We start from the raw sequence: 12,712 nt of genomic DNA, 5'->3' as shown, positions 1-12,712 counted from the left end.
CTCGGTTTTTATTGTATAGGGGGAGAAGATGAAGTTTTTAGAGGTGTTAAGGAAGAAAAATATGAAAGTAAGAGAGTTTCAAAGTTGGGGTGTATATTTTCGAAAGCGCTGGGAGGATCACTTTGCAAATCATTTAAGTGATGAAGAAAAAGAAGACATTTTTCTTTATGGAGATAAGTATGGATGTGGGTATCTTTGGCACATATTTAGTTATGAGAAAAAGAAGTGTTTAGAGGGTAAAGAAGCAAAGAACGCGTTTCATAATGAAGTGAAAAAGGATTGCTACATTTTCTACCAACACTGTGATGAGGTACTGTTAATAAAGGATGCGAGTTTGTTACATATGGATGATATATTGTGTGAGAGGGACGATATGTATAAGGGTGATATCTATATTGTAGATAAGGAGTTCACTTGGACTTTTGTAAAAACTCATGAACATAGATGGTGCGGCCCTTATTTTACTAAGAAATGTTAGTAGGTATACAAGCATGAAAGATAGAATAAGTTGATATAAGTGTTCGTATCATACTTGCGTTTATTATCTATTAGCGTATGATGAAATATATATGTTTAAAAGGATGTGTGACGAAATGAGATGGATTGTATCACTTCTTGTAAATAGCGTTGTGTTAATCGCTGTATCGGGACTTTTAAAAGGGATTGCACCAGATGCATTTTACGTAGCAAATATACAAACTGCAATTATTGCGAGTATTATATTGGCGGTTTTAAATGTGTTCGTAAAGCCGTTTTTAATTTTAATTACGCTACCAATTACTGTTGTAACTTTCGGCTTCTTCTTAATTGTTATTAATGCGATTACGTTAAAAATAGCAGATTCATTATTAGGAGATGCTTTTAATATATCAGGATTTGGTGTAGCGATTGTTGCGGCAATTTGTATTTCAATTTTTAATATGATAATTGAAAAGGCAATTGTTGAGCCTCTATATGAAAAAAAGAGAAAGTGACAAAAAGAAAAACATTTCATTATTCGTATGAAATGTTTTTTTCTATTTATTAGAAACCGTATTTCTTGTTTTCAGAAAAAAATGGTACAATATCCGATAGAATGGAATTTTACATCAAACGAGACTGAACCCGCAGCGGAGTGGAGGTTTATACATATGCCGAAAGTAAGGACAAAAGATTTAATTGAACAATTTCAATTGGAGTTAATCAGTGGTGAAGAAGGTATTCATCGTCCAATTGATACAAGTGATTTATCACGACCTGGAATTGAAATGGCAGGATTTTTTACATACTATCCAGCAGATCGTGTGCAGCTTCTTGGTAAAACGGAGCTTACTTTCTTTGACACGTTAACGTCAGAGCAAAAACAAGAGAGAATGAAAGCGCTTTGTACTGAGGAGACGCCATGTATTATTGTAACTCGTAATCAAGATGTACCAGATGAGTTATTACAAGCATCACGTGAATCAGGTATGCCTTTATTACGTTCTTCTCAAACGACAACGAGATTATCAAGTCGTTTAACAAACTATTTAGAAGGTAAGTTAGCACCAACAACAGCTGTTCATGGTGTGTTAGTAGATATTTACGGCGTTGGTGTTTTAATTACAGGTCAAAGTGGTGTTGGTAAAAGTGAGACAGCTCTTGAGCTTGTAAAGCGTGGTCACCGTCTTGTTGCGGATGATAGTGTAGAAATTCGTCAAGAAGATGAAGATATGTTAGTCGGAAGTTCACCAGATTTAATCGAGCATTTATTAGAAATTCGTGGTCTAGGTATTATTAACGTTATGACGTTATTCGGTGCAGGGGCAGTACGAAATTATAAGCGTATTACACTTGTTATTAATCTTGAAATTTGGGATCAAAAGAAAAATTACGATCGCTTAGGTCTTGATGAAGAGAAGATGAAAATTATTGATACAGAGCTTACGAAGATTACACTTCCAGTTCGTCCTGGTCGAAACTTGGCTGTTATTATTGAAGTAGCAGCGATGAACTTCCGTTTAAAACGTATGGGAGTCAATGCAGCACAGCAGTTCTCTGAACGATTAATGAGTGCAATTGAGTTAGGAAATCAGGAGTAAACTTTGGAGAGGGAGGTCATATACATATGCTGTTAGCTTCTGTACCACAGCTTGACCGTGTAGCTATCCAACTTGGGCCGTTTCCTGTGTATTGGTACGGGATTATTATCGGTACAGGTGTGCTATTAGGTCTTTGGCTGGCAACTCGCGAGGGAGAAAGGCTAGGTATTCCAAAAGATACATTTGTTGACCTTGTATTAATTGCAGTACCGATCGCTATTCTTTTTGCGAGAATGTACTATGTTATTTTTGAATGGGAATATTACGCACAAAATCCGAGTCAAATTATTAATATTCGTCAAGGCGGTTTGGCGATTCATGGTGGTTTAATCGGAGCTGTTATTACCGGAATTCTTTTTGCGAAGCGACGCGGGGTTTCCTTCTGGAAGTTGGCTGATATTGCTGCACCAAGTATTTTACTAGGACAAGCAATTGGCCGATGGGGAAACTTTATGAACCAAGAGGCGCATGGTGATGAAGTAACGAGACAGTTTTTAGAAGGTCTTCATTTACCGGATTTCATTATTAATCAAATGTATATTGAGGGTGTGTACTATCATCCGACGTTTTTATATGAATCATTATGGAATTTTGCAGGCGTAATTTTACTACTTGCATTAAGAAAAGTGAATTTACGTCGCGGGGAGTTATTCTTCACATATTTAATTTGGTATTCAGTAGGACGCTTCTTCGTAGAAGGCTTACGTACAGATAGTTTAATGCTAGGACCACTTCGTATTGCACAAGTAATGTCAATTGGACTTGTTGTTATTTCTATTATTTTCATTATTGTGAGACAAAAAATGGGGCAAGCTGATAAAAGATATTTAGAAAATTAGAGACAAGTAGCATCTTATTATAAGATGCTGCTTCTTTCATATTCAGGAAGGCGAAAGGACTAAGGCGATGAGAATAAATACCGTGTTATTTGATTTAGATGGAACTTTAATTAATACAAATGAACTTATTATTTCTTCGTTTTTACATACTTTAAATACATATTATCCAAATCAATATAAGCGTGAAGATGTGTTGCCATTTATCGGTCCATCTTTGCATGATACTTTCAGCAAGATTGATGAAAGTAAGGTTGAAGAGATGATTACTAGCTATCGGAAATTTAACCATGATCATCATGATGAATTAGTAGAAGAATATGAAACTGTATATGAAACAGTTCGAGAGTTGAAGAAGCAAGGTTATAAAGTTGGTATTGTTACAACGAAAGCGAGACAAACCGTTGAGATGGGATTACAGTTGTCAAAGCTTGATGAATTTTTTGATGTTGTCGTGACAATTGATGATGTAGAGCATGTGAAACCACATCCGGAGCCACTTCAAAAAGCGCTTGAATTATTAGATGCAAAACCAGAAGAGGCATTGATGGTTGGGGATAATCATCATGATATTGTCGGTGGTCAAAATGCGGGGACGAAAACAGCTGCGGTTTCATGGACGTTGAAAGGTAGAGCGTATTTAGAGGCTTACAAGCCGGACTTTATGCTAGATAAAATGAGTGATTTGCTACCGATTTTGTCTAACATGAACCGTTCATAAAGGTCCAAGTAAGTTAGTAGAGGAGCGAGCTAAGTGCGACGGACAACGCGCTATCCTGTTTCAGGAGAAAATTCGTTATGGAATGTGTATAAAACAGTGTCTTTTTGGAAGGTAATGAAAAACTTTATTATTATCCAAATTGCGCGTTACACGCCATTTTTATCCGTAAAAAATTGGTTGTACCGCACTTTTTTACGGATGAAAGTAGGAAAGAAAACATCATTTGCGCTTATGGTAATGCCGGATATTATGTTCCCAGAAAAGATAACTGTGGGAGAGAATTCGATTATTGGCTATAACACAACGCTTTTAGCACATGAATATTTAATTCGTGAATATCGACTTGGCGAAATCGTCATTGGAAATGAAGTAATGATTGGAGCGAATGTAACAATATTACCAGGTGTGAACATTGGAGACGGTGCGACTGTCTCAGCTGGCACACTTGTTCATAGAGATGTACCGAGCGGTGCTTTCGTAGGTGGAAATCCAATGCGTATTATTTATACGAAAGAGCAAATGACCGCAAGAGAAGGTTCATGGTGAAAATGTAACATTTCTCCTCTTTTTTTATGAATAAAAAGGAAATAATTGAGTATAATATACTGTTTTGTTTTTTACGGAATCGTTTATACTTATAGATAGAAGAATGTGTGAACGAAGAAAACAAAAAACTGGAGGATATATGGGGAAAAATCAAAGGATATATAAGGAGAACGGACAAGTTATCTCTTTTAATCAATTAGCGGACTTCTTTTATAAAAAAGGGATGAGAGCTTACAAAGGACAAAAATTGCAAGATGCAATTAAATATTTTCGAAGAGCGGCACAAAGTGAGAAGGAGCCGTTTATTTTATGTCAATTAGCATCAGTATTATCTGAGGCTGGTGAATATCAAGAATCGAATCAAATCTTCTTAAAGTTAGTTAGATCTAATCCAGAACTTGAACAGTGCTATTATTTTATTGCAAATAATTATGCATATATGGGGTTATTTCAACAGGCGAAGAAATATGCAGATCTTTATTTAGAAGTTGCAAAAGAGAAGGAATTCGTAGAAGATACATTAGAACTTCTTGAGATTATGGAAGAAGAAGCAATGGGTGCGGAAGAGATTGAAGATGAAGATGATTTAATTGTTATGCAGGAAGAAGCGAATCGCTATATTCGTAATGGACAATTGGAAGAAGCAATTGCTACATTAGAAATTGTTACGAAAGATTATCCGGAATTTTGGTCAGGTCATAATAATTTAGCCATTGCACATTTTCAATCTGGTAATGTAGACAAAGCACTGAAGTTAACAGAAATGATTTTAGAGAAAAATCCTGGCAATATACATGCGCTTTGTAATACGCTTATTTTTCTATATTCAATTGGAGAGCATAAACAAGTAGAGGCATTAGCGGGACAGCTAGTTTCGGTATATCCGATTTCATTTGAACATCGTTTGAAACTGGGAACTACACTCGCAACAATTGGTTATTTCGAGCATGCATATAAGTGGTTCAAACTATTAAAGCGTCAAGGATATGAGGGAGACGTTAGTTTTTATTATTGGTTTGCATATTCTGCGTATATGGTGAAAGACCAGCAACTAGCTGAAAAAATGTGGCAATATGTCGTGGAATTACATCCTGATAAAAAGGGAAAAGAACCGTGGAATGCGCTGAATTTAGCAGATGAAGGGCAAAATGTGTTATTTGAAGAATTACGAAAATCATTTCAGCAAAGTGCGACGCTAGAAGAACAAATGCTAGCTTTATATTTAATGAATGAATTGTCAACGCCGGAGAAGGTTGGATTCTTCTTTGATATAACGCAAGCGAAGAACGGTGTTCCCATCGTATCGCAACTTGCAAAGTACTTCTTTTTACTTAATAGTCATAAGAGTATTCCAGCTGATTTACAGCAATTTGAGCAGTGCGCGAGAATTGCGGATGCATTATACAATTATACGAAAAAAGATGATGAATTAATTGAAGAGTGTTTACACTTTTGGTTTTGTACGTTCATACGTTTATATACATCTGGAGACATATTTACAAATGTGTACGGCTGGTCAGCTGCGATTGAATACATTGTACGCGGCGAACAAGGAAATAAAATGACACAGTCGGAGCTTGGAGATGTATATAATGTATCTGTAGCGACTGTCCGAAAGTATGTGCAAGCTGTTAAGCGTACGCACACATAAGATAAGCAAATCATTGGGAAAAAAATGATGCTAACAGTATAATGAGGGTAACTTAATTGTGTAGGAATGGATAGGAGTGAATAGTGTGTCAGAAGAAAAAATTTATGATGTCGTTATTATTGGTGCAGGACCAGCTGGTATGACAGCTGCAGTATATACATCTCGTGCAAATTTAAGCACATTAATGCTTGAGCGTGGTATTCCAGGTGGCCAAATGGCAAACACGGAAGATGTAGAAAACTACCCAGGTTATGAGTCTATTTTAGGACCAGATTTATCAAATAAAATGTTTGAGCATGCGAAGAAATTTGGTGCTGAATATGCATACGGTGATGTGAAAGAAGTCATCGATGGTAAAGAATACAAAACAATTATTGCTGGTAAAAAAGAATATAAAGCACGTGCAATTATCGTTGCAAGCGGTGCAGAGTATAAAAAAATTGGTGTACCGGGTGAAACAGAACTTGGCGGCCGCGGTGTATCATATTGTGCAGTATGTGACGGAGCATTCTTTAAAGGAAAAGAGCTTATCGTAATTGGTGGCGGAGATTCTGCTGTTGAAGAGGGTGTGTTCTTAACACGCTTCGCATCAAAAGTAACGATCGTTCACCGTCGTGACACGCTTCGTGCACAGAAAATTTTACAAGACCGTGCTTTCCAAAACGAAAAAGTAGATTTCATTTGGAATCACACTATAAAAGAAATCAACGAAGCAAGTGGTAAAGTAGGAAGTGTAACACTTGTGGACGTAAATAGTGGAGAAGAGAAAGAAGTCAAAACTGACGGCGTATTCGTATACATCGGTATGTTACCTTTATCAAAACCATTTGTTGAACTAGGTATTACAAATGAAAATGGTTACCTTGAAACGAACGAGCGTATGGAAACGAAAATCCCTGGTATTTTCGCAGCTGGTGATGTTCGTGAAAAAATGCTTCGTCAAATTGTAACTGCAACAGGTGACGGTAGTATTGCAGCGCAAAGTGCACAACATTACGTAGAAGAATTATTAGAGGAATTAAAAACTGTATCAGAAAAATAAGGGATAATATACCTTTTGAGAAGAAAGCTACCGACAGGAGCTTTCTTCTTTTTTTGTGTGAAAATGTCAAAGTTTTGTCAAAAAATATAAGGATTATAAGCTTTCTTATTGATATACTGGACTTTACGGAAAAAATCACTATAAGAAATGAGGAATTTATTCAGTATGGAATGGCGTAATATATATCGTGGATTTTGTATGGGCGTTAGTGATTTAATTCCTGGTGTGAGCGGCGGTACAATCGCTGTTGTGTTAGGGATTTATGAACAATTGCTTGCGGCAATTAGTGGATTCTTTAGTCGTGAATGGAAAAAACATTTAGGATTTTTAATTCCCCTTGCAGCTGGTGTGGCAGCTGCATTTTTAACGTTAAGTCACGTTATTAAATATTTACTTGCAAATCATTATGAACCGACTCAATTTTTCTTCCTCGGTTTAATTATTAGTATATTACCGATGTTAATGAGGGAAGCTGATGCAAAGTCATCGTTTAAAGGTAAGCACATCGTTTTATTAATAGTTGCAGCAATTCTTGTTGCGATTACAGCTTTCTTTAAACCAGATAAGGCAGCAGATCCAATTACGAATTTAACAATTTTAAATGCAATTGGTTTATTTTTCGCAGGATGGATGGCTAGTATGGCCATGCTGCTTCCTGGGATTAGTGGATCGTTTATTTTATTAATTATTGGTGTGTATCCAACAGCAATTAACGCTTTAACTACACTTAATTTACCTTTAATCGTGGTTATCGGTGCTGGTGTTATGGTCGGATTTGTTGTAAGTAGTAAAGGCATTAGTTTTTTATTAGATCGTTATAAAAGTATGACATTTGCGGCAATTATTGGACTTGTAATCGGTTCGATTGTAATTGTATTCCCAGGGATTCCGACTGGTGGATTTTCAATTATAAGTTCAATCATTACCTTTATTTTAGGATTTGCGATTGTTACTTATTTCGGTAAGAAATAAGGGCTTTAATCCCCTTGGCGATAAAAATCGTTAAGGGGATTTTTCATGCTATTCATTAAAAGTCTAAGCATTTACATTGCTTGTTATAGAAAGCTTTTTTAAAATTGCTGAGTAGCATATGCTTAGCGAAAGAGGACTGGCTCCTTCGTTGTAGCAAACTGTTTTTGATAGTATAATGAAAGAAGTATGCAGTGAGGAATTTTACTGCAAGTAGCTGAGGTGAAGAAACATGCAAAGAGTGACAAACTGTGTGTTAATTAGAGATAATGAAGTACTCTTACTCCAAAAACCTCGCCGGAATTGGTGGGTTGCACCAGGCGGGAAAATGGAGCGTGGTGAGACTGTAAGAGATTCCGTTGTTCGCGAATATCGCGAAGAAACAGGTATTTATTTGAAAAACCCAGCGTTAAAGGGGGTCTTCACCTTTGTCATCCAAGAAGGTGATAAAGTTGTTTCTGAATGGATGATGTTCTCCTTTTTAGCGACAGATTTTGCAGGAGAAAACAAACTAGAGAGCGAAGAAGGCATCATTGGTTGGCATACATTTGATAAAATTGATGATTTAGCAATGGCGCCAGGAGATTATCACATTATTGATTATTTAATTAAAGGAAATGGCATAATCTACGGTACATTTGTATATACCCCAGATTTTGAGTTGCTTTCATATCGATTAGATCCGAGTTAAACCGTCAAGGAGAGGATACGATGACAGAGAATAATGATATAAAAATGGTAATTATTACAGGGATGTCTGGAGCTGGAAAAACAGTAGCTTTACAAAGTTTTGAAGATTTAGGATATTTTTGTGTAGATAATTTACCACCGATGTTATTGCCAAAGTTTATTGAGCTTATGGCGGATTCAAAAGGGAAAATGAATAAAGTGGCACTTGGTATTGATTTACGTGGCCGCGAGTTTTTCGAACATTTATGGGGAGCACTTGATGATTTATCAGAACGTACATGGATTATTCCTCATATTTTATTTTTAGATGCGAAAGATAGTACGCTTGTAACTCGTTATAAAGAAACGAGACGTTCGCATCCACTTGCACCAACTGGTTTGCCGTTAAAGGGAATCGAAGCAGAGCGCAATTTATTAACAGATATGAAAGCACGAGCGAATATTGTGCTTGATACATCGGATTTAAAACCGAAAGAATTACGTGAAAAAATTGTTCACTTGTTCTCAACAGAAACTGAGCAAGCATTTCGTGTAAATGTTATGTCATTTGGATTTAAGTACGGTATTCCAATTGATGCAGATTTAGTATTTGATGTTCGTTTTTTACCAAATCCATATTACATTCCACACATGAAGCCATTAACAGGACTAGATGAAGAAGTTTCTTCGTATGTACTGAAATTTAATGAGACACATAAGTTTTTAGAGAAGTTGACGGATCTGATTACTTTCATGCTGCCTCATTATAAAAGAGAAGGCAAAAGTCAACTTGTAATTGCAATTGGATGTACAGGTGGACAGCATCGTTCTGTTACGCTTACAGAATACCTTGGGAAACATTTGAAACCAGAGTATAGTGTTCATGTATCTCATCGTGATGTGGAGAAGAGAAAGGGCCATTAAGGGATGAAAAAAGAGAGAAAACCTAAAATTGTCATCATGGGAGGCGGAACTGGACTCTCAGTTTTATTAAGAGGATTAAAGCAATATCCTGTTGATATTACAGCAGTTGTTACAATCGCTGATGATGGTGGCAGTTCGGGTCGATTACGTGATGAGCTAGAAATTCCACCTCCAGGTGACATCCGTAACGTACTTGTTGCGTTATCGGATGTAGAGCCACTGGTGGAAGCTTTATTTCAGCACCGTTTCACAACAGGAGACGGACTGAAAGGTCATGCGTTAGGAAATCTATTATTGGCAGGTATGACCTCGATTACAGGAGACTTTTTCCATGCAATTACAGAAACAAGTAAAGTATTAAATGTCAGAGGACGTGTATTACCAGCAGCGAATCAAAGTGCGGTACTTCATGCGGAACTTGAAGATGGGGAAATTGTAACAGGTGAATCAAAGATTCCTTATTACGGAAAGAAGATTAATCGTGTCTTTTTAACTCCAGAAGATGTAGAGCCATTGCATGAAACGTTGGCTGAGATTAAACGAGCTGATTTACTTGTTTTCGGTCCTGGCAGTTTGTATACGAGTATATTGCCCAATTTAGTTGTTAACAAAATTGGAGACGCTGTTCTTGCTGCAAAGGCGAAGAAGGTATATGTATGTAACGTTATGACACAAGCGGGTGAAACGATGGGATATACTGCTTTTGATCATGTGCAGGCGTTACACGATCATTTAGGGCAACCATTTATCAATACTGCAATTGTAAATAACCGTGAGATTCCTTGTGAATTACGTAAGTTATATGATGAAGAAATGTCTACACCAGTTGTAGTGGATGAAGAACGTTTTGTTGAAAATAATATTGATGTTATTCAAGAGGGATTAGCGAAGTATGATGATCATGTTGTAAGGCATGATACGTTAAAGTTAGCTTCCATTTTATATTCATTGTTATAAATATGCGTTGCCTCGTTTGAGGTAGCGCTCCTCATTCATATAGGACAAGAATTTTGTTCCATAATAATCGTATAAGGAGGTGTTGACTGTGTCATTTGCATCAGAAACAAAGAAAGAGTTGACGAATCTTGAGATGAAGGAATGCTGTGAGAAAGCAGAATTATCAGCGTTACTTCGAATGAACGGGTCGCTTTCTTTTTCAAACCGTCGTCTATCTATCGATATTCAAACGGAAAATGCGGCAATTGCAAGAAGGATTTATACGCTTTTGAAAAAAGGATATGACGTGACGGTAGAATTGCTTGTTCGTAAAAAAATGCGCTTGAAGAAAAATAATGTATATATTGTGCGGCTTGTTGAGAAGTCTCGTGAAATATTAGCTGATCTTCATATCGTTCGAGATGACTTTTCATTTATTCGAAATATATCACAAGAATTGATTGAGAAGAAGTGTTGTAAACGATCGTACTTACGCGGCGCATTTTTAGCAGGTGGTTCAGTAAATAACCCAGAAACATCATCTTATCATTTAGAGATCTTTTCGTTATATAAGGAACATAATGATGCTATATGTGAACTGATGAACGGATTTGATTTAAATAGTAAGACGTTGGAAAGAAGAAAAGGGTACATTACGTATTTGAAAGAAGCAGAAAAAATTACAGAGTTTTTAAATATTATAGGTGCTCATAATGCACTTTTAAGATTTGAAGATATTCGAATCGTACGTGATATGCGTAATTCTGTAAATCGTTTAGTGAACTGCGAAACAGCTAATTTAAATAAAACAATTGGTGCAGCACTAAGGCAGATTGAAAATATTCGTTACATTGATGAGACAGTTGGTCTTGATATATTGCCGGATAAACTACAAGAGATTGCACAATTACGAAGAGATTATCAAGATGTAACATTGAAAGAGTTAGGTGAGATGGTATCCGGGGGGAAGATTAGTAAGTCGGGTATTAATCATCGTTTGCGTAAAATCGATGAAATTGCAGAGAAATTACGCGCGGGGGAAACGGTAGCAAAAAAATAAGAGGTTAAAGGGGAAATGGAGCTGTGGTTCAAAAACGAGTTCAGGTTTCATTAAAAAACGGTTTACAAGCACGTCCGGCTGCGTTGTTTGTACAAGAGGCAAATCGCTTTCATGCAGATATCTTCATCGAGAAAGATGGAAAGACAGTAAATGCAAAGAGCATAATGGGGATTATGAGCTTAGCAATTGGAACTGGAAGCATGATAACAATTACAACAGAAGGTTCAGATGCAGAAGAGGCTTTAGAAGCATTAGCTGCATATGTACAATAAAAAGCTATCGCGTATATGCGATAGCTTTTTTGTTGTCTGTGCGAATTAGCGAGGAGGGGTATTTAAGGGGTACGTGCTTGTCGAGAATTGTCGGTAAGTCGATAAGTTATGTCGAAACGTCGATATATTAAAATAATCGCCGATATAATCGGAGTTGCGGTCGATATATTTGAAAAATCGCTGATATATTTAGAGAGATACTGGATGAGGTATGTGAGCGGGGAACAATATATAAAAGAAGCGCCCAATTATAGGGCGCTTCCACTTTTAGTTGTATCCAGCTCCAGCGACCTGCGATTCTAAACGAGCCGCTTTCGCTTTTAAGTATTAACGATTTGTAAAGATTTTATCGATTAAACCGTATTCTAAAGCTTTTTCTGCTGTCATGAAGTTGTCGCGGTCTGTGTCGCGTTGTAGTACTTCAAGTGGTTGACCAGTGCGGTCAGCAAGAATTTGGTTTAGTTTTTCACGTAAGAATAGGATACGTTTTGCAGCGATTTCGATTTCAGTTGCTTGACCTTGTGCTCCACCAAGTGGTTGGTGAATCATTACTTCACTGTTTGGAAGTGCATAACGTTTTCCTTTTTCACCTGCTGCAAGTAAGAATGCACCCATAGATGCTGCCATACCGATACAGATTGTTGATACTTGTGGTTTAATAAACTGCATTGTATCATAGATTGCCATACCCGCTGTGATAGAACCACCAGGGCTGTTGATGTAGATGTGAATATCTTTTTCTGGATCTTGAGATTCCAAGAATAAAAGCTGGGAAACGATTGAGTTAGCTACGTTGTCATCAATTGCACTACCAAGCATAATGATGCGGTCTTTTAATAGTCGAGAGTAAATATCGTAAGCGCGTTCTCCACGATTTGTTTGTTCAATTACTGTAGGAATTAAATTCATCTGTTATTTCCTCCTTATAAAGCTTTCTTAGTCTTATAATACAATTATGGTCAATAAAGGTCAAACGAAACCACTTTAAATCAAAAAAATATGTAGTTGTACCATGAAATATTCGCT

At 36.8% G+C, this 12,712-nt stretch carries 15 protein-coding genes; 14 read left to right on the top strand and 1 reads right to left on the bottom strand.

What is annotated here, in order from left to right; translation table 11 throughout:
- Positions 1–28: 28 nt before the first annotated feature.
- The 14 genes from DN407_RS25455 (at position 29) to DN407_RS25390 (ending at position 11,686) form a co-directional block, all read left to right on the top strand.
- The gene (locus tag DN407_RS25455; protein WP_000670206.1) at positions 29–478 is read left to right on the top strand and encodes a DUF4275 family protein; all 450 of its coding nucleotides are present in this window, start codon (positions 29–31) and stop codon (positions 476–478) included.
- A gap of 115 nt (positions 479–593) precedes the next feature.
- Positions 594–974, top strand: a complete 381-nt coding sequence (locus DN407_RS25450; RefSeq protein WP_001267308.1) for a phage holin family protein — start codon at positions 594–596, stop codon at positions 972–974.
- A 156-nt stretch (positions 975–1,130) separates the two neighbouring features.
- A complete protein-coding gene (hprK, locus tag DN407_RS25445; protein ID WP_001127250.1) occupies positions 1,131–2,060 on the top strand; it encodes an HPr(Ser) kinase/phosphatase in 930 nt (309 codons plus the stop codon).
- 26 nt (positions 2,061–2,086) lie between these two features.
- Complete coding sequence (gene lgt / locus DN407_RS25440; protein WP_149216701.1) at positions 2,087–2,899, top strand: prolipoprotein diacylglyceryl transferase; 813 nt, start codon at positions 2,087–2,089, stop codon at positions 2,897–2,899.
- Between the two features lie 67 nt (positions 2,900–2,966).
- Positions 2,967–3,617: a pyrophosphatase PpaX gene (gene ppaX, locus DN407_RS25435; protein ID WP_002097946.1), complete on the top strand. Its 651-nt coding sequence runs from the start codon at positions 2,967–2,969 to the stop codon at positions 3,615–3,617.
- A gap of 33 nt (positions 3,618–3,650) precedes the next feature.
- Positions 3,651–4,163, top strand: coding sequence for an acyltransferase (locus tag DN407_RS25430; RefSeq protein WP_001255073.1), 513 nt, complete (start codon positions 3,651–3,653; stop codon positions 4,161–4,163).
- Between the two features lie 139 nt (positions 4,164–4,302).
- Entirely contained in the window at positions 4,303–5,814 is a 1,512-nt protein-coding gene (locus DN407_RS25425) for a tetratricopeptide repeat protein (RefSeq protein WP_149216700.1), read from the top strand.
- A gap of 85 nt (positions 5,815–5,899) precedes the next feature.
- Positions 5,900–6,856, top strand: coding sequence for a thioredoxin-disulfide reductase (gene trxB / locus DN407_RS25420; RefSeq protein WP_001288078.1), 957 nt, complete (start codon positions 5,900–5,902; stop codon positions 6,854–6,856).
- Positions 6,857–7,021: 165 nt separating this feature from the next.
- Positions 7,022–7,828 (top strand): DUF368 domain-containing protein, encoded by an 807-nt coding sequence (locus DN407_RS25415; protein WP_149216699.1) that lies wholly within the window; start codon positions 7,022–7,024, stop codon positions 7,826–7,828.
- A gap of 229 nt (positions 7,829–8,057) precedes the next feature.
- Complete coding sequence (locus DN407_RS25410; RefSeq protein ID WP_001190080.1) at positions 8,058–8,516, top strand: NUDIX hydrolase; 459 nt, start codon at positions 8,058–8,060, stop codon at positions 8,514–8,516.
- A 20-nt stretch (positions 8,517–8,536) separates the two neighbouring features.
- Positions 8,537–9,418, top strand: a complete 882-nt coding sequence (rapZ, locus tag DN407_RS25405) for an RNase adapter RapZ (protein WP_000138459.1) — start codon at positions 8,537–8,539, stop codon at positions 9,416–9,418.
- A gap of 3 nt (positions 9,419–9,421) precedes the next feature.
- Positions 9,422–10,375, top strand: a complete 954-nt coding sequence (locus tag DN407_RS25400; protein WP_000712186.1) for a gluconeogenesis factor YvcK family protein — start codon at positions 9,422–9,424, stop codon at positions 10,373–10,375.
- 88 nt (positions 10,376–10,463) lie between these two features.
- The gene (gene whiA / locus DN407_RS25395; protein WP_000006560.1) at positions 10,464–11,414 is read left to right on the top strand and encodes a DNA-binding protein WhiA; all 951 of its coding nucleotides are present in this window, start codon (positions 10,464–10,466) and stop codon (positions 11,412–11,414) included.
- 23 nt (positions 11,415–11,437) lie between these two features.
- Complete coding sequence (locus DN407_RS25390; RefSeq protein WP_000250307.1) at positions 11,438–11,686, top strand: HPr family phosphocarrier protein; 249 nt, start codon at positions 11,438–11,440, stop codon at positions 11,684–11,686.
- A 327-nt stretch (positions 11,687–12,013) separates the two neighbouring features.
- Here DN407_RS25390 and clpP read toward each other — a convergent pair whose 3' ends face one another.
- A complete protein-coding gene (clpP, locus tag DN407_RS25380) occupies positions 12,014–12,595 on the bottom strand; it encodes an ATP-dependent Clp endopeptidase proteolytic subunit ClpP (RefSeq protein WP_001049162.1) in 582 nt (193 codons plus the stop codon).
- Positions 12,596–12,712: the final 117 nt, after the last annotated feature.

This window comes from Bacillus sp. JAS24-2 (assembly GCF_008274905.1).
Classification (GTDB): domain Bacteria; phylum Bacillota; class Bacilli; order Bacillales; family Bacillaceae_G; genus Bacillus_A; species Bacillus_A cereus.
Note: the sequence above shows the minus strand (reverse complement) of the source record. Positions and strands in the feature narration are given on the sequence as shown.